Annotated in this window: 16 protein-coding genes; 5 read left to right on the forward strand and 11 right to left on the reverse strand. The window is 69.3% G+C overall.

All coding sequences use genetic code 11. The annotated features are described in order from the left end of the window. The first annotated feature begins 1,205 nt into the window (after positions 1-1,205). From K3M35_RS26180 to K3M35_RS15400, 3 genes are all read left to right on the forward strand, one after another. A complete protein-coding gene (locus K3M35_RS26180; RefSeq protein ID WP_259444072.1) occupies positions 1,206-1,337 on the forward strand; it encodes a hypothetical protein in 132 nt (43 codons plus the stop codon). Then, positions 1,337-2,080: a GAF and ANTAR domain-containing protein gene (locus K3M35_RS15395; protein WP_019289549.1), complete on the forward strand. Its 744-nt coding sequence runs from the start codon at positions 1,337-1,339 to the stop codon at positions 2,078-2,080. The genes K3M35_RS26180 and K3M35_RS15395 overlap by 1 nt, the downstream gene beginning before the upstream one ends. A 416-nt stretch (positions 2,081-2,496) precedes the next feature. Continuing rightward, a complete protein-coding gene (locus tag K3M35_RS15400; protein ID WP_259444073.1) occupies positions 2,497-2,748 on the forward strand; it encodes a cold-shock protein in 252 nt (83 codons plus the stop codon). A 39-nt stretch (positions 2,749-2,787) separates the two neighbouring features. On the opposite strand, the gene K3M35_RS15405 is transcribed toward K3M35_RS15400, so the two are convergent. After that, the gene (locus tag K3M35_RS15405) at positions 2,788-3,240 is read right to left on the reverse strand and encodes a response regulator (protein WP_019289546.1); all 453 of its coding nucleotides are present in this window, start codon (positions 3,238-3,240) and stop codon (positions 2,788-2,790) included. A gap of 301 nt (positions 3,241-3,541) precedes the next feature. Continuing rightward, positions 3,542-3,703: a hypothetical protein gene (locus K3M35_RS26665; protein ID WP_308257078.1), complete on the reverse strand. Its 162-nt coding sequence runs from the start codon at positions 3,701-3,703 to the stop codon at positions 3,542-3,544. Positions 3,704-3,920: 217 nt separating this feature from the next. Between K3M35_RS26665 and K3M35_RS15410 the strand changes: the two genes are divergently transcribed. After that, entirely contained in the window at positions 3,921-5,180 is a 1,260-nt protein-coding gene (locus tag K3M35_RS15410) for an acyl-CoA desaturase (RefSeq protein WP_217579767.1), read from the forward strand. A 956-nt stretch (positions 5,181-6,136) separates the two neighbouring features. Here K3M35_RS15410 and K3M35_RS15415 read toward each other — a convergent pair. After that, the gene (locus K3M35_RS15415; protein ID WP_217579768.1) at positions 6,137-6,883 is read right to left on the reverse strand and encodes an SDR family NAD(P)-dependent oxidoreductase; all 747 of its coding nucleotides are present in this window, start codon (positions 6,881-6,883) and stop codon (positions 6,137-6,139) included. A gap of 45 nt (positions 6,884-6,928) precedes the next feature. Continuing rightward, positions 6,929-8,059 carry a Xaa-Pro peptidase family protein gene (locus K3M35_RS15420; RefSeq protein WP_159418188.1) on the reverse strand — a complete coding sequence of 377 codons (1,131 nt, stop codon included), beginning with the start codon at positions 8,057-8,059 and terminating at the stop codon, positions 6,929-6,931. A 35-nt stretch (positions 8,060-8,094) separates the two neighbouring features. Between K3M35_RS15420 and K3M35_RS15425 the strand changes: the two genes are divergently transcribed. Continuing rightward, positions 8,095-9,072: a 5'-3' exonuclease gene (locus tag K3M35_RS15425; RefSeq protein ID WP_217579769.1), complete on the forward strand. Its 978-nt coding sequence runs from the start codon at positions 8,095-8,097 to the stop codon at positions 9,070-9,072. Between the two features lie 10 nt (positions 9,073-9,082). Here the strand turns inward: K3M35_RS15425 and K3M35_RS26185 are convergent, their stop codons facing one another. The 7 genes from K3M35_RS26185 to pafA form a co-directional block, all read right to left on the reverse strand. Beyond that, entirely contained in the window at positions 9,083-9,964 is an 882-nt protein-coding gene (locus K3M35_RS26185; RefSeq protein ID WP_252172712.1) for a DUF4333 domain-containing protein, read from the reverse strand. Positions 9,965-10,068: 104 nt separating this feature from the next. Continuing rightward, positions 10,069-12,825 carry an RNA helicase gene (locus K3M35_RS15435; protein ID WP_033098354.1) on the reverse strand — a complete coding sequence of 919 codons (2,757 nt, stop codon included), beginning with the start codon at positions 12,823-12,825 and terminating at the stop codon, positions 10,069-10,071. Then, a complete protein-coding gene (gene tatC, locus K3M35_RS15440) occupies positions 12,822-13,784 on the reverse strand; it encodes a twin-arginine translocase subunit TatC (protein WP_019289529.1) in 963 nt (320 codons plus the stop codon). Before tatC ends, K3M35_RS15435 begins: the two co-directional genes overlap by 4 nt. A gap of 104 nt (positions 13,785-13,888) precedes the next feature. Further along, positions 13,889-14,143, reverse strand: coding sequence for a Sec-independent protein translocase subunit TatA (tatA, locus tag K3M35_RS15445; protein ID WP_033098352.1), 255 nt, complete (start codon positions 14,141-14,143; stop codon positions 13,889-13,891). A gap of 127 nt (positions 14,144-14,270) precedes the next feature. Further along, a complete protein-coding gene (locus K3M35_RS15450) occupies positions 14,271-15,287 on the reverse strand; it encodes a YafY family protein (protein WP_193902032.1) in 1,017 nt (338 codons plus the stop codon). Next, entirely contained in the window at positions 15,284-16,279 is a 996-nt protein-coding gene (locus K3M35_RS15455; RefSeq protein ID WP_064062096.1) for a YafY family protein, read from the reverse strand. Before K3M35_RS15455 ends, K3M35_RS15450 begins: the two co-directional genes overlap by 4 nt. Positions 16,280-16,367: 88 nt before the next feature. Then, positions 16,368-17,726 carry a Pup--protein ligase gene (gene pafA, locus K3M35_RS15460; RefSeq protein ID WP_220666650.1) on the reverse strand — a complete coding sequence of 453 codons (1,359 nt, stop codon included), beginning with the start codon at positions 17,724-17,726 and terminating at the stop codon, positions 16,368-16,370. Between the last annotated feature and the right edge of the window lie 6 nt (positions 17,727-17,732).

Genomic DNA, 17,732 nt, shown 5'->3' on the forward strand with positions numbered 1-17,732 from the left:
TGCCGATCAGTTTATCGGGCTACGCGCAGACAAGAAAAGACCGGATCTGCAGTACATCGATAGGAACGACTGGGACAGCGGCATCGTTCCGCCGCGGCGTGATGAGCACCGTAGTGCCCGCGATGCTGCGTACGTGTGCAATTGTCGATGCAGTGTTGCGCGTTCTGGTCCTCAAAGAATGTATCGTGCCGGTCGCCGGGGTTGGTCTTGGCATGCAGCAGTGCGTCTTCGTCATAACCGTTGCGCAACGCCTCACGAGCGCCAGGGATCGCTCGTCACGCGAGCGCCTCTACCCGTCGAGCAACGTATGTCCCGATAGCCGGCCAAGGGCTTGCCTCACCAAGGTGGCAGAAACGCCACGGCGCCGCTTTGCCACATGGTTGAGGCACTGCTGGTCAGTGGCCTCTTCGTGCCTCAGGTCGAATGACGCAGGACACCGCTTCCTCGGGGACGTGTCGGATCCTGGCCTTCGTGCCGGTAGGACCCTCCCCCAGCGTTCCCCCAGCTCAGAAGTGGGCACAGCCAGACGGGGCCGCGTCCGGGAGTCGAGCCGGGCGAACCCCGCAGAAGTGGACTTTTTGTGGATTCGACGGTGCCGACCGGCCGACCCTTCCTGGACGGAAGTGTCGGCCGGTCATCCACCCTGGCGGAAGGGGTTATTCGAGTATACGTTCGGATTTGCCTGAGTAAACAAACTTCGGGTTCGCACCGGCTCCGCCCTGAAGTGATGCGCGAGCATCGTGCGGGGGCCGATTCCCGCAGGGGACGTGGGGCCGTCCGTACCCGTCGGGGGCACTGATCGCATTGCGACTCGGCGACGCTGAGAATAGAACACCCGGGCAGAGGCGTAGCGTGGGAGCGGTCGTCGGCTTTCGGGTCGGCACGGTAGAGGTGCCGTCGGTTCAGTAGCGCAGCTGACGGTGCCACTATCCTCGGGTGTGCTCTCGACCCGAGTGAAACTACCGGATTTACGTACCATCCGGTAAGCCTGCTTCGGTTCGGCTCATTGCCCCCGTGAACTGGGTTCCCTGGCTGGTCATCGCGCAGATCGGTGCTCGGTTCTCCACCTCGGTCGCATCATCCGACCGCGACCTACGTGAGGTCCCGCCACCGCTCGACGACGATCGCGAGCAGGGGCGCGATGCCGAAGGAGCGTGCCCCTGCGACAGATCCCGGGTCCGTGCCGCCTCTGCGGTAGGACAGTGATGGCACCGTCCGCACTGCGGATGGACACGGTCGGTGGGCTCGCCTTCACCGCGGGTGGCCACCTGGTGGTGGTTACCGTGCGGGTCATCCCCGGTGCCGGCTGCCATCGGGGGCGTGAAATCCTTATGTGATGACCGACAAGGACGCGGTGGCCGAGTCCCCGCTGATCCCCGAGCCGACCCGGGCGGATCCGGCCACGGTGTTCTCCGCGCTGGCCGAGATCTTGTACAGCGGCTCCGACGCGAGCGAGGTGTACGCGGCGATCTGCGTCGCCGCCACCCTGCTGGTACCGGGTTGCGACCACGCCAGCGTGATGTTGCAGCAGCGCGGACAGCACGTCACCGTCGCCGCCACCGATGACATCGCTGCCCGCATCGACGCATTGGAGCGACGCCTCGGACAAGGCCCGTGCGTCGATGCGATCACCGAGAACATCCCGCAGATCGACGCCGATCTGCGCACCGCCTCCCAGTGGCCCGAACTCGCCCGCGCGGTGGTCGAGACCACCCCGGTGCGCGCAGTGATGGGCTTCCGGTTGACCATCGACCAGCACAAGATCGGTGCCCTGAACCTGTTCTCCACCACTCCGGGCGCGTTCACCACCCAGGCCGCCGCCCAGGCCGGTGTGCTTGCTGCCTTCGCGTCGGTGACCGCGACCGCGGTCAGCCGCGATCAGGACATCGCGTCTTTGCGGGCCGGGCTGCACAGCAACCGCGAGATCGGCACCGCCGTCGGCCTGCTGATGGGACTGGAGAAGATGACCGCCGACGAGGCCTTCGACGCACTGCGCCGCACCTCCCAGCAGATGAACCTCAAAGTCGCCGACCTGGCCCGCGCCATGCTTGAGCGGCACGGCCGCGCCCACAATCCCTGATCGTTCCGACGAAAGCGACCGCCCGGCGGTCCGCAGTACCGCCGACAAACACATATGGACTTTCGCCTCTAGCGTTACATCCAGGCACGCAGGATCCGCGGTCGCCGCGGAGACAGGGCCGCTCCGCGGGGGACGGTGCCACGGGGCGCAGTCGTGGACATCGACACTCGGAGAGTCACGGATTCGGGGAACTCGAGGCCCGGCAACGCCACCGTGCAGCGTCGCCGCTCGGTCACCGTCCGTGGGGGTGCAGCAGCAAGTGACGTCCACCTTGAGGTTCAGGGCTCTTGCCGAACACACAGAGGACCACCCTGCGACCGACCCGGAGAATCGGTCCTCCCCCGCCCTCGCGGCGGCCCTGCCGTGCTGAAGGTCCTCGCGTCCTCGTCGAATGCCACCGCTCATCGAACCTAGCGATGACACAATCAGGCATCGACCTCGGCGGTATCGAGGAAGGGCGGGTGGCGGTGGCACGCGGCGTGATCAAGTGGTTCAACGGTGCGAAAGGCTTCGGTTTCATCGCTCCCGACGGCGGCGGCGACCTGTTCGTCGAGCACACCGACATCGAATGCAGCAACGTCCCCGTCTTCCAGGACGACCAAGACGTGGACTTCGACGTGGGTGTGGGCCCGAAGCGGTGCCACGCCCGCCGGGTACGTCGGCTGTGAGTGACGACCCGAAGCGCCGCTCTGCTCGATTCCCCTGTCTCAGCGGGGATCAGCGGGGGTGGGGGCGTGGACGACCTGGAAGAAGAAGTCGTCGATGCGGCGGACCACCGCAGCGAGTTGCGCAAGATCGACCGGTTTGACGATGTAGGCATCGGCCGGCAGCCGGCGGCTGCGCAGGAGATCTTCCTCGGCGACCGAGGCGGTGAGCATCACCACGGGAATGGCCCGCAGATCCGGATCGAGCCGGATCCGGTCCAACACCTCGATTCCGCTGGACCGAGGCAGGTGCACATCGAGGAGGATCAGATCCGAGCGGGGCGCCTCGCTGTACGGGCCGTGCCGGTGCAGAAAACGCAGAGCCTGGTACCCATCCCGCACCACATGCACCCGGTTGGTGATCTTGTGCTCGCCCAGGGCTTCGGCGGTCAACAGTTCGTCGGCGGGGTCGTCCTCGACGAGCAGCACGACGACGGGCTGCGCAAAGTCGGTCATCGTGCGTTCTCCCGGAATTCTGAGTGCATAGTCTTCGAACCCGTTCGACGCTACGCCGGTGCCCCCTTGACTCCCCCGTGCCGGTGCCCGGCTCGGGGGCCGGGTGGACCGTGCCGTGAACCGGCACGAGGACGGATTCGACGCGATCGGACACGGCTGATCATCCGCGGGCGCAGCGGCACGGTCACGAGCCGGAGTCCGGGGGTGCCGACGAGCACGTGTCTGCATCACCGGATCCGCCCGCACCCTCGGGGTGAAGAAATGAGGATGCGGGCGGAAAAGGGTTCCCGGGTCGAGAGCTTTACGGGCGACGGTGGGGATCGACAGTCGGGGTGTTGTGGACGTGCGGCTCGTTTCGGCGTTTGAGTCCGGCGAGGCCGAGTAGACCGAGCAGACCCGCAAGACCCCACAAACCGGTCTTATCGCCGTCGGCGTCGTTGTCCTGGTTCTGCTGGGCGACTATCTGGGGCCCGTCACTGCTTCAGGGCCGCACCCGGGGAGCCAACGGGCAAGCCGGTGAGCAAGCGCCTGCGTTTCTGGGCGTTACACGGGATAAGTGCCTGCGATGACCTCGGCTCGGTCGCACCGCGGCCGATGCCCGAGTTCCCGTAGCCTTGTACCTAGTGACCTGCGTCGATAGTTGGTGCCGGTGAACCTATCTTTTTGACGGAGGACCCTCGGTGGCCATCACCGATATCAACGAGTTCGCTCATCTCACCGATGCCGAAATCGACGCCCTCGGGCGGGAACTGGACGAGATCCGACGCGACGTCGAACAGTCCCGCGGCATCCGTGACGCCCGGTACATCCGGCGTGTGATCCGCCTGCATCGTGCCCTCGAGTCGGGTGCGCGGGCAATGCTGTTCGGTAGTCGTCGGTGTCCCGCCTGGGTCGCGGGCGCGGCACTGCTCGCGCTGGCCAAGGTCATCGAGAACATGGAGCTCGGGCACAATGTGATGCACGGGCAATGGGACTGGATGAACGATCCGGAGATCCATTCCGCGACGTGGGAGTGGGACCAGACCGGGCCGTCCGAGCACTGGAAGCGCGCGCACAACTACGCGCATCACACCTACACCAACATCGTCGGGATGGACAGCGATGTGGGATTCGGCATTTTGCGGATGACCCGGGACGAGAAGTGGCGCCCGATCAACGTGCTGCAGCCGTTCGCGAACGTAATCCTGGCCGCCACATTCGAGTGGGGCATCGCGTTGCACGACCTGGAAGCACAACAAAAACTCCACGGCGTCGGCCCGTGGACGCTGGACAGCGCACCGAACCGGCAGTTCGCCCGCAAGATCATCCGGCAGGTGGGCAAGGACTTCGTCCTGTTCCCGGCCCTGACCGGCCGGGCGTGGAAACACACGCTGGCGGCGAACGCGGCAGCGAACCTGATCCGTAACCTGTGGGCGTACGCGGTGATCTTCTGCGGGCACTTCCCCGACGGCGCCGAGAAGTTCACCGCCGACCAGTTCGAGACCGAGACGCGGGACCAGTGGTATCTGCGGCAGATGCTCGGCAGCGCCAACATCGACGCCGGCCCGGTCCTGGGATTTTTAACCGGCAACCTCAGCTACCAGATCGAGCACCACCTGTTCCCCGACCTGCCGTCGAACCGGTACCCCGAGATCGCCGTACGCGTGCGGGCACTATGCGCCGAATACGACCTGCCGTACACCAGCGGGCCGCTGGGCAAGCAGTACCTGCTTGCGCTGCGCACGATCCACAAGCTTGCCCTGCCGGACCGTTTCCTCGAGCGGACCTCGGACGATGCACCCGAGACGTCGTCGGAACACAAGTTCCGGCCCACCGGCTCGCGGACCACCGAGGCACCGCGGATCGATGCCGAGACCGGGCGGCGCCGCGGGCTGCTGTCGGCGCTGCGTGCGTACACCGAGGTCCGCGTCGAAGCACGCAGGTTCACGCGCCGGAAGTGACCGGCGTCGTCCGTATCGATCGCAACTTCACATCTCCCAGCACCGAACACGATGGACCGCCCCCGCGCGGACTGCCCCCGCAGCATAGACGTGCCGAACCCCTCTGCGGTGAAGCGACTTTCAGGCTTAGGCAGTCCCCACCAGCAGGGTGAAGGCGAAGCCGCCGCCGTGCCAGGCCTTCCGGACCCACCCTTGACCAGGAACAATCGCACCTTTCGGGCACGGACTCAGCGTGCTGCGGCCGTAGATTCCGAGACAACCGGTTCCGCAACCTGCCCTCTCCGAACCTCTGACGGCCGCAGGACCGCGCCTGGTGCGTGGCGACGAATATCGAGCGATGGCCAACCATGCGAGCGGGTCCAAGCAGTGTGTCGAGGCGATCCTCGCCTCTGCCGAGCTGGAAGCCTTCGAGGTCTTCGCCGACAATGAACGTGCTGTGGAACAGCGACACCATCCACCCGCGCCCGGAATGTTTCTATCCCGGGCGGGTACTAGGGTTCGCGGAGCAACGTCACCTAGCCCCGCGAAAAAACTGCCGTTATCACTGAAGATCAGATCGCCCGCTTCCGCCGCGGATGTTTCATATACGTTCGTTTTCGGAACAAGATCAAGTCTGCGGACCGATCCTCAAACAGCACACCCCGACACGGTCCGGCACTCGATCGCGTCCTGCGGAAGACGGCCGTCCGACCGTCCTGCTTAACCGTCCTGCATGTCGGTCTCGAATAGCTGACTCAAACAGCACTTTCGTCGCCTCATGGACGGAATCCTGATCGGCTGTTCCCGATGCAGCACCGCGGGCCAAGATCTGCAACCGCACCACGGAGCCCTCAAAGGCCGGAGTCCGCGACGACCGGCTCTATACGGACAAGGGCGCTCTATACGGACAAGGGCTACGCGGGAGACAAGCGACATCGGCCCGGTCTGTGCGAAGCGCTCGCCGTCTGCCGCAGTCGTCAGCGCGGCAAACGCCGCCACATCGCCCGCGGCAGCAGGCGCATCCCGAAGAACACCGGGCGCAGCACCGCCGGCACCCACACCTCCCCGCGCCCGCGGTGCAGCGCCTGCACCGTCGCGCCGGCGACCTGCGGTGGGGTGCTCGACAACGGTGCAGGGCTCATGCCCTCCGTCATCCGGCCGATCACGAAACCGGGGCGCACCAGCAGCAACGACACCCCGCTGCCGTGCAAGGCATCCGCCAGGCCGGACGCGAAACCGTCGAGGCCGGCCTTCGCCGACCCGTACACATAGTTGGCGCGGCGCACCCGCCACCCGGCCACGGAGGAGAACACCACCAGCCGCCCCGAGCCCTGCGCGCGCAGCCGCTGGGCCAGGTCGGTGAGCAGCGCGACCTGCGCGAGATAGTCGGTGTGCACGATCGACACCGCATGGGCCGCATCGGTTTCCGCGTGGGCCTGGTCGCCGAGGATGCCGAAGGCCAGCACTGCCACATCGATCGGCCCGAAGGCAGCGATCCGGTCGAGCACCGCGGTGTGTGTGTCGAGGGCGTCGGCGTCGAACTCGACCGGGTGCACCGCCGTCGCGCCTGCTACCCGCACGGCGGCGCACTCGTCGGCGAGGTCGTCGGCGCGACGCGCGGCCAGGATCACGGTGCGGCCCGGCGCGAGGCGGGTGGCGACCTCGACGCCGATCTCGCTGCGTCCCCCGAAGATGACGACGGTTCTCTGCGCGCTGTGGTTCATGCGGCCCAGTGTCCCGGGTCGATTTCCGGGAGGCAGTGTCGGGTCTCAGCCCGGCAGCACCGTCAGCCCGTGCGGACGCAGATTCATCGACTCGCAGCCGTCCTCGGTGACGACGACGATGTCCTCGATCCGCGCCCCCCATTCGCCGCGGAAGTAGATGCCCGGTTCGATGCTGAATGCCATGCCGGGCTGCAGGGTGTCGTCGTTGCCGGAGACGATGTACGGCTCCTCGTGCACCGACAGTCCGATGCCGTGCCCGGTGCGGTGCACGAACGCCTCCCCGTAACCGGCGGCGGCGAGCAGGTTACGGGCGGCGGCGTCGACGTCCTCGGCGCGCACCCCGGGACGCACCGCGTCGACCGCGGTCTGTTGTGCCTTCTCGAGCACCGCGATCTTCGTCGCGATCTCCGGGTTCGGTTCGCCGATGCTGTAGGTGCGGGTCGAATCCGAGTAGTAGCCCGGCTCGACGGGACCACCGATGTCGATGACGACGATGTCGCCGGATTCGATGACCCGCTCGGACACCTCGTGGTGCGGGTCGGCGCCGTGCGGGCCGGAACCGACGATGACGAACGCCGCCGCGGTGTGCCCCTCTTCGAGGATCGCGGCGGTGATGTCCGCAGCCACCTCGGCTTCGGTGCGCCCGGCGCGCAGCCATTCACCCATGCGGGCATGCACCCGGTCGATGGCGGCACCGGCGCGGCGCAAGGCCTCGACCTCGTCGGCGTCCTTGACCATCCGCAGCTGCCGGATCACCGACGTCGCCAGCGCCGGGGCGCTGCCGAACCGGGCGGTCAGCGGCACCAGGTGCAGCGCCGGCATCGCCTCGGCCACCGCGAAGGCCCCTGCGGTCGCCACGAGTTCACGCACGAGCGCGTAGGGGTCCTGCCCGTCCACCCAATCCCGCACCGGCAGACCGAGTTCACCGATGGCGGAGTCGTTCAGCGACGCCAGTTCCAGCCGCGGCACCACCACGGTGGCGCCGGAACCGTCGGTGGGGATCACCAGGCAGGTCAGGCGCTCGAACGACTCGGCGCGGGAGCCGGTGAGATACCGCAGGTCCGGTCCGGGGGTGATGAGCAGCGCGTCGACGCCGGCGGCGGCACCGAGTTCGGCGGCGCGGGCCAGGCGGGCCGCGTAACGGTCGGCGGGGAATCGGGTGGCGGCAGTGGTCATGTCTTCGAGACTAGTGGCCGCGGCCGGATGGCAGGATGTGGTCCGTGACCGCACCGGAGAACCCCACGCCCGCACCGGACCCCACGTTGATGCTGCTCGACGGCGCGAGCCTGTGGTTCCGCGCCTTCCACGCCATCCCGGAGAAGGTCACCGCCCCCGACGGCAGCCCGGTCAACGCGGTGCGCGGCTTCGTGGACATGGTGGCCTCGCTGATCCGCACCCACCGTCCCACCCGGCTGGTGGTGTGCCTGGATCTGGATTGGCGCCCGGCCTTCCGGGTCGCGGCGATCCCGAGTTACAAGGCGCACCGGGTCGCCGCCGGGTCCGACGGCACCGTCGAGGAGGTCCCGCCTGCGCTGCTGCCGCAGGTGCCGGTGATTCTCGAGGTGCTCGCCGCCGCCGGCATCGCCACCGGCGGCGCAGCGGGTTTCGAGGCCGACGACGTGCTCGGCACCCTCGCCGCCCGCGAAACCACCGATCGGGTGATCGTGGTCAGCGGCGACCGCGACCTGCTGCAGGTCGTCACCGACAGTCCGGTGCCGGTGCGGGTGCTCTACGCCGGGCGTGGCCTGGCCAAGGCCGAGTTGTTCGATCCGGCGCTGGTCGCCGAACGCTACGGGGTGCCCGCCGAGCGGGCCGGCGCCGCCTACGCCGAACTCGCGGCGCTGCGCGGCGACCCGTCGGACGGACTGCCGGGCGTCAAGGGTGTCGGGGAGAAGACCGCCGCGTCGTTGCTGCAGCAGTACGGCTCCCTCGACGCGGTGCGCGCGGCCGCGCTCGACGAGTCGACGTCGATGGCGAAGGGCATGCGGGTCAAACTCGCCGCTGCGGCGGACTATCTGGATGCGGCGCTGCCGGTGGTGCGGGTCGCCACCGACGCGGACGTGGACCTGTCCCGCTCGGATGTGTTGCCGACGGCACCGGCCGATCCGGAGCAGCTCACCACGCTGGCGCAGCGGTGGGGTCTGGAACGGCCGGTGGCCGCGCTGATCGCGGCACTGGCCGACCGCTGACCGCTTCCGGTCAGTTGGGGCGGCCGACCTCGTAGGTGCCGTTGTCGTCGGTGACGGTGACGGTCACCTCCCGGAACTGGCCGTCCACGGTGACCGCGCAGGTGAAGCTGTGGCCGGCCTCGACCTTCTGATCGCTGGGGCACTGCACGTCGCCGACCTGCCCGGCCCCGTAGGACTCGGTGAGCACCTTCGCGATGCCCGCCTGGGTGGATTCGGTGTCGAGGACCTTCCCACCGAACATCGTCGTGGCGAGGATCCCGACGATGGCGAGCACCACGACGAGCCCGGCGCCGCCGAGGATCCACGGCAGCTTCGACTTGCCGTTCTGCTGAGGCGCGCCGCCGGGCTGCTGCCAGGTGTTCGCGGGCGCTCCCCAGGGCTGCGCCCCGGCGGGCTGCTGCCCACCCCACCCGGGGACGGGCTGCGTCGGTTGCTGACCGGGCGCGCCCCACGGCTGCTGTGCGCCCGGTTGCTGACCCCAGCCCGGTGCCTGTCCTGGTGCCTGCTGACCGGGTGCCGGCTGCCCCCAGCCGGGGGCGGGCGGCTGTGGGGCCGGACCCCAGCCCTGTTGCGGCGCACCGGTCGGCGCACCCCACGGATTCTGATGCCCGGCACCGGGCTGCGCGGGAGTCTGCTGCCCGGCGGGCGGCGCCCACCCGGGCTGCGGAGCGTTCCCGCCCGCACCGGTGTCGGGTTGCCACGGCGACTGCCCGGCGGTCGACTGTCCCCAGCCGGTGCCGCTGCCCTGCCCCCACTGCTGCTGGCCGGCGGGCGGCGCCCACGGTGATCCGGGCTGCTCACCGCCCCCGGAGGTCGGGTTGGGTGCCCATGGATCCGTCGATTCCGGCGGCTTCTGCCCCGGCGAGTCCTGCGGTTCGTTCGGCCCGGTCATCGTCGTCTCCACTCACCCTTCCCGTTGTGTGCCCATACGGTAGCGTCCACCCGCCGCGGGCATACACGCCTACCGGGCGTCCCGGACACCCCGCAGGGGCCGGGTCATTCGGCGGTGGGATCGACGGCGACGACCCCGCGACGCACCGCCCCGACCGCCTTGCCGGCGGTGCGGGCGAGTTCCGGATCGTCCGCGCAGGTGCGGATCTGGTCGAGCAGATCGATCAGCTGCCGGCACCACCGCACGAAATCTCCGGGTGAAAGTTCCTTGCCGGCGGCCTCCGCAGCGACGAGCGCCTCGGTCAGCGACGCGGTCGACGCCCAGGTGTAGGCGGCGGTGACGAAACCCAGATCCGGTTCGCGGGTCGGGGGCAGCCGGTGCCGGATCTCGTCGGCCCGCAAGCCGTCGCAGATCCGGGTGGTCTCGGCCAGCGCGTGCCGGATCGGGCCGGTCGGCCCGACGACGGTGACCGGTTCGTCGGTGCGCGACTCGTAGATCACCGCCGAGGCGACCGCCGCGAGTTCGGCGGCGGACAGTCCCGCCCAGGCACGGCGACGCACGCATTCGGCGACCAGCAGATCCGATTCGGTGTAGATGCGGGCGAGCCGCTCCCCCGCCTCGGTGGTCGCCGGATCGTCACCCTCGGTGAGATAGCCGCGTTCGGTGAGCAGCGCGACGATCCGCTCGAAGGTGCGCGCCAGCGAATCCGTCGCCGCGGCGGCCTTGCGGCGCTGCTGCTGGGTTTCGCGCAGCAATCGGTGGTAGCGCTCCCCGGCACGCGCCAGCGAGTCCAGATCGGGGTGCTTGCGGGCCGGATGGTGCTTGAGTTCGCGGCGCAACGCGTCGATCTCGCGGGTGTCGCCCTTGGACGTGCTGCGCTTGGGACGGCGCGGCGGCACGAGGCCCTTCGACCGCAACGCCGACGCGATGTCGCGGCGCCCACGGCCGGTGCGGTGATCGACGTGCCGCGGCAGCCGCAGCGTGCCCAGCACCGTCGCCGGGGTCGGGAAGTCCCCGGCGGAGAGGCGACCGGACCACGCGTCGGCGGTGACGACCTGCGGCCGCGGATCGCCGGCGTCGGTGTCCGGCAGCACCACCACGGCCAGGCCGGTGTGTTTACCGGCGGGCACGGCGATGATGTCACCGCGCCGCAGGGTCACCAGCGACGCCACCGCCGCGGCCCGACGATCCTGCTTGCCGCGCCGCTCGTGGGCGCGTTCGGCGTCGGTCAGCTCGGCGCGCAACCGCAGATAGTCGAGGATCTCGCTGCCCTCACCGCCGAGTTGGTCGCGCAGCTGTGCGAGGGTGGCCTCGTTGCGGTCGATGCCGCGTTTGAGACCGACCACCGACTTGTCGGCCTGGAACTGGGCGAAGGACATCTCGAGCAACGCCCGCGACCGCTCCACCCCGACGGCGTCGATGAGGTTGACCGCCATGTTGTAGGACGGGCGGAACGAGCTGCGCAGCGGGAAGGTGCGGGTGGAGGCGAGCCCGGCGACCGCCGCCGGTTCGATGCCCGGCTGCCACAGCACCACCGCGTGGCCCTCGACGTCGATGCCGCGCCGCCCGGCCCGGCCGGTCAGCTGCGTGTACTCGCCGGGGGTCAGCTCGGCGTGGGTGTCGCCGTTAAACTTGACGAGCTTTTCGAGCACCACGGTGCGGGCCGGCATGTTGATGCCCAGCGCGAGGGTCTCGGTGGCGAACACCGCCCGCACCAGCCCCCGCACGAAGAGCTCTTCGACGGTGTGCCGGAAAGCCGGCAACATCCCGGCGTGGTGGGCGGCGATGCCGCGTTCGAGGGCGGTGCGCCACGACGCGTAGCCGAGGACCTCGAGGTCGCCGCGCGGCAGATCCCGGGTGTGCTCGTCGACGATCCGGCGGATCTCGGCGGCTTCGGTCTCGTCGGTCAGGTGCAGACCCGAGCGCAGGCACTGCTGCACCGCGGCGTCGCAACCGGCGCGGCTGAACACGAAGGTAATCGCCGGCAACAGACCGTCGCGGTCGAGACGGACGATGACCTCCGGGCGCGGCGGCGGCCGGAAGCGGGGGCCGCGTTCACCCCAGCGGTCCATCCCGGACAGACTCTGCCGTTGCCGCACCGCCGACGCCAGCTCCGGGTTGACGACGATGTCGCGGCGTCGCCGGGTCGGGGCGGTGTCGGTGTCGGCGCGGCGGTCGAACAGGTCGTAGATACGGGAGCCGAGCATCATGTGCTGGTGCAGCGGGATGGGCCGCACCTCGTCGACGACGACGGTGGTGTCGCCGCGCACCGTGGTCATCCAGTCGCCGAACTCCTCGGCGTTCGACACGGTCGCCGACAGCGACGCCAGCCGCACGTCCTCCGGCAGGTGCAGGATCACCTCTTCCCACACCGCGCCGCGGAACCGGTCGGCGAGGAAGTGCACTTCGTCCATCACCACGTGGGTGAGCCCGATCAGGGCGGTGGACGACGCGTAGATCATGTTGCGCAGCACCTCGGTGGTCATCACCACCACCGGCGCATCGGAGTTGATGGACTGGTCGCCGGTGAGCAGACCCACCGAGTCCCGGCCGTGCCGGGCACACAGATCGGCGTACTTCTGGTTGCTCAGCGCCTTGATCGGGGTGGTGTAGAAGCACTTGGAACCGCCCTGCAGCGCCAGATACACCGCGAACTCGCCGACGACGGTCTTGCCGGCGCCGGTGGGGGCGCACACCAGCACCGAATGCCCACCCTCGAGGGCGCGGCACGCCTCGATCTGGAACGGATCGAGCGGGAACCCGAGGCCGGTGGCGAACTCCGCGAGCTGCGGGGTGGGGACGAGCGGCGCGGTGCCGGTCTCGTCGTTACCGGCAGGGCCGGGAGTGGGGTCGCCGGTCACAGGGTGTCGGAGTAGTCGGTGCGGGCCGGATCGGTCCGTACGGTGTCGGTGGGCGCCGTCGGCGCTGCCGGCTCCACCGGGCTCGGGGCCGGGATCGTCGAACCCTCGTCGTCGTCGAGATCGGCCCAGCCCTCGGCGCGGGCCTTGCGGGCGCGGCGCCGGTCGGTCAGCCGGGCGATCTGGATGGCGAACTCCACGAGCAGCGTGAGCGCCAACGCCAGGGCGAGCATGGAGAACGGATCCTGGCCGGGGGTGGCGATGGCGGCGAAGACGAACACCGCCATGATCAGCCCGCGCCGCCACGCCTTGAGCTTGGCGTAGGGCAGCACCCCGACGCCGTTGAGCGCGACGATCACCAGCGGGATCTCGAAGGACACCCCGAAGATCACCAGCAGGTTGATGAGGAACCCGAAGTATTCGGCGCCCGAAAGGGCGGTGACCTGCACGTCGTTGCCGACGGACAGCAGGAACGACAACGCGTGGGAGATCACCAGATAGGCCAGTACCGCGCCGGTGACGAACAGCGCCGCCCCGCAGGTGACGAAGCCGATCGCGTAGCGGCGTTCCTTGCGGTACAGGCCGGGGGTGACGAACGCCCACAGTTGGTACAGCCAGATCGGGCACGCCATGACGATGCCGGCGGTCGCGGCGACCTTCAGGCGCAGCATGAACTGCTCGAACGGTCCGGTGGCGAGCAGTCGGCACGAGCCGTCGTTGCTCAGGTCGGCGCGGGCCGAGGCGGGTAGGTCGCAGTAGGGGCCGCGCAGGATCTCCCCGAGGCTGTCGAGGCCGAACAGGCTGCGGCTGTACCAGACGAATCCGAGGATGGTGGTGAGCACGATCGCAGCGAGAGCGATCAGCAGACGCGTGCGCAATTCGTAGAGGTGCTCGACCAGCGACATGGTGCCGTCGGGATTGGTCTTGCGCCGGCTTCGGCGCGGATCGAACGGGATGCGCACGGTGCGGTTCTCAGCTCCTGTCGAGACCACCGGCGTGCGGGCGTGCCGGGGTCAGCGGAACGCCGGGACACCCGTGGTGGGCGCCCCGGCAGGATGAACGTCGGTCAGGCAGACCGCGGTTCGGTGTGCGTGTTCGGCGCGGCGGGATCGGCTGTCGGCTGCGCGGCCGGCAACGGATTCGGCGCCGGCTGCGGCGTGGACGCCCGGGCGTCGTCGTTCTGCATCTCCTTGACCTCGCTCTTGAAGATCCGGAGCGAACGACCGAGACCGCGCGCGGCGTCGGGCAGCTTCTTCGAACCGAAGAGAATCACGACCACCAGCGCCACGATGGCCCAGTGCCAGGGGCTCATTGCACCCATTTACAACAACCTCCACTGATCGGCTCCGATCGATGCTACCGGACCTCGAGCACAGCCCGAGGCTTCGCGCCGGTGTATCCACCCACAATTCGCGGAGGGTTCACACAGATGTTTCACAACGCGACCGTCACGGTGTCGGACCCGCGCCGCGGGTCGCGTTCTCCCCGTCGAGCTCGGCGTAGGCGGCCAGCGCCGCCTCGGCCCGCGCCCGCACCGCGGCCCGCAACTCCGGTGGGTCGAGCACCTGCACCCCGGCGCCGAGACCGACGAGCAGCCGCGCCATCCACCCCGGCGACGCGTACCGCATCGACGCCTCGCACCTGCCGTCGGGAAGCACCTGCACGTCGGTGAGCGGGTAGTAGTCGAGCAGCCAGGTATACGACGGGGCGATGCGCAACCGCGCGGCGGGCAGCGACGGGTCGCCCTCGAACAGTTCGAGGTGCTCGTCGTCGGTGATCGCCCGGTGCGGCGGTCGCGTCGGCTCGTCGAGCACGGTGGCGGCGTCGATGCGGTCGAAGCGGAACAGCCGCACTCCTTCGGCGCTGCGGCACCACGCCTGCAGGTAGGCGTGTTCGTCGATGATGACGATGCGGATCGGGTCGACGTCGCGTTCGGAGACGGTGTCGCGGGAAGCCGAATAGTAGGTCAGGTGCACGGCGCGCCCGTCGCGCACCGCGGCCCGCACCTGTCCGGCGGCGTCGGAGTCCCCGGCTGCCTCCGGATCAGGCTCGGCAGTCGCCGCGGTGGCGGTGTCGGCGGGCAGCGCGGCGGTCCCGGCGGCCGCCTCGATCTTCGCGATCGCCGACTGCGCCGCGGACGGGTCGACGACGCCGGGCATCTCCTGCAGCGACCGCAGCGCCACGAGCAGCGCGGTGGCCTCGGTGGAGGTCAGCCGCAGGGGTCGTTCGATGCCGGCGGTGAAGGTCACCACGATGCTGTCCTCGGAGAACGACAGGTCGATCAGATCACCGGGTCCGTAGCCGGGCAGGCCGCACACCCACAGCTGGTTCAGATCGTCCATCACCTGCTTGGGGGTGACCCCGAGATCGCGGGCAGCCTCGGCCGCGCTGATCCCCGGGTGCGCCAGGAAGTAGGGCACGAGATTGAGCAGTCGTCCCAGTCGCGCCGACAGTCGTGTGCTCATCGCTCCTCCTCCCCCGCATCCGTGACCGCCTGTTCGAGGATGCGGTGCACCTCGGCCCGTAACTCCGGTGGGTCGAGCACCAACGCGTCCGCGCCCTGCCCGGCGACGATCCGGGCGATCCATTCCCACGAGCGCACCGGCACCTCGAGTTCCACCCCGTCGCGGTCTCCGATCCGCCGTGCCGCGCCGGTCCGTCCGAGCCGGCGTAGCTCCCACGCGCGTCCATCGGCCACCCACAGGCGTGCCGATCCGCTGACCTCCGCCGGGGAGGTCGCGGCGAGCACCCGCCCCCGCAGATCCACGCCCCCCGGGATCTGCACCGCCCCCTCTGGGCCGATCGCGGTGATCTCGTCGCCGATGCGCGAGAGCCGGAAGGTGCGCACGGCGTCGCGGTCGCGGTCGTGGCCGACGAGATACCAGCGGCCGTGCACGGTGACCACACCCCACGGTTCGACGGTGCGCGTCGACCACGGCTCGGTGGGGGAACTGCGGTGGGTGAACCGCACCGCGCGGCGCGCGTCGATCGCGGCGAGCAACGCCGTCAACGCGGGTTCGGAACCGCGGGCGCGCGGCGGCAGCGGCGCGACGACCTCCCCGCCGTCGGAGTCGACACGGATCCCGGCCGCGCGCAGCTTGAGCACCGCGCCCTGCGCGGCGGCGGTCAGCTCCGGCGATTCCCACAGCGCGGCGGCGACGGCCACGGCGGCGGTCTCCTCGCGGGTGAGGTCGATCTCGGGCAGTTCGTAGGCGTCGCGGTTGATGCGGTAGCCCTCCACCGTCGACGACCGCGACGGCCGGCCCGTCTCGAGGGGCACCCCGAGATCGCGCAGTTCGTTCTTGTCCCGCTCGAACATGCGGCTGAACGCCTCGTCGCTCGCGCATTCGGAGTAGCCGGCCACCGAGGCACGGATCTTCTCCGCGGTCACGAACTGTCGGGTGGACAGCAGCGCGATGACCAGGTTCACCAGCCGTTCGACTTTCGAGATCGCCACGCGCCAACCCTAGTGCCCGCGCGCCGCCGGCACCGCATCACCGTCCATCGGAGCGGACCGGACGGTCCGCTCCGATGGACGGCGGTACTCACATGGAGGCGATGAGCCGTTCGACGCGTTCGTCCACGGACCGGAACGGGTCCTTGCACAACACGGTGCGCTGCGCCTGGTCGTTGAGCTTCAGATGCACCCAGTCGACGGTGAAATCGCGGCCCGCGGCCTGCGCGGCGGCGATGAAATCACCGCGCAGCTTCGCGCGGGTGGTCTGCGGCGGGGTGTTCACCGCGGCGTCGACGGACTCGTCGTCGGTCACCCGCGCCGCCAGTCCCTTGCGTTGCAGCAGGTCGAACACACCGCGTCCGCGTTTGATGTCGTGATAGGCCAGGTCGAGCTGGGCGATCTTCGGGTCGGACAGCTCCATGTTGTAGCGGTCCTGGTAGCGCTGGAACAGCTTGCGCTTGATCACCCAGTCGATCTCGGTGTCGACCTTCGCGAAGTCCTGCGATTCGACGGCGTCGAGGACGCGGCCCCACAGGTCCACCACCTGCGCGACGTGCGGGTCGGGTTCGCGCTGGTGCAGATAGTCCACCGCCCGCGCGTGGTATTCGCGCTGGATGTCCAGGGCGCTGGCCTGCCGGCCGCCGGCCAGGCGCACCGGGCGCCGGCCCGTCAGGTCGTGGGAGACCTCGCGGATGGCGCGGATCGGGTTGTCGAGCGCGAAGTCCCGGAACGGCACCCCGGCCTCGATCATCTCGAGCACCAGCGCCGCCGACCCCACCTTGAGCATGGTGGTGGTCTCGGACATGTTCGAGTCCCCGACGATCACGTGCAGGCGCCGGTACTTCTCGGCGTCGGCGTGCGGCTCGTCGCGGGTGTTGATGATCGGCCGCGACCGGGTGGTCGCCGACGAGACGCCCTCCCAGATGTGCTCGGCGCGTTGCGACAGGCAGAAGGTGGCGGCCTTGGGGGTCTGCAGCACCTTCCCGGCGCCGCAGATCAGCTGGCGGGTCACCAGGAAGGGCAGCAGCACATCGGAGATGCGGGAGAACTCGCCGACGCGGGCGACGAGATAGTTCTCGTGGCAGCCGTAGGAGTTGCCCGCCGAGTCGGTGTTGTTCTTGAACAGGAAGATGTCGCCGCCGATGCCTTCCTCGGCCAGACGCTGCTCGGCGTCGATGAGCAGTTCCTCGAGGACCCGCTCACCGGCATGGTCGTGCTCGACGAGCTGGAGCAGGTCGTCGCACTCGGCGGTGGCGTACTCGGGGTGCGAACCGACATCGAGATACAGTCGCGCCCCGTTCCGCAGGAAGACGTTCGAACTGCGCCCCCAGGACACCACCCGGCGGAACAGATAGCGGGCCACCTCGTCGGGGCTCAACCGACGATGCCCGTGGAAGGTACACGTGACGCCGAACTCCGTCTCGATACCCATGATTCGTCGCTGCACACTTCG

This window comes from Rhodococcus sp. DMU2021 (genome assembly GCF_019641445.1).
Lineage (GTDB): Bacteria > Actinomycetota > Actinomycetes > Mycobacteriales > Mycobacteriaceae > Rhodococcus > Rhodococcus pyridinivorans.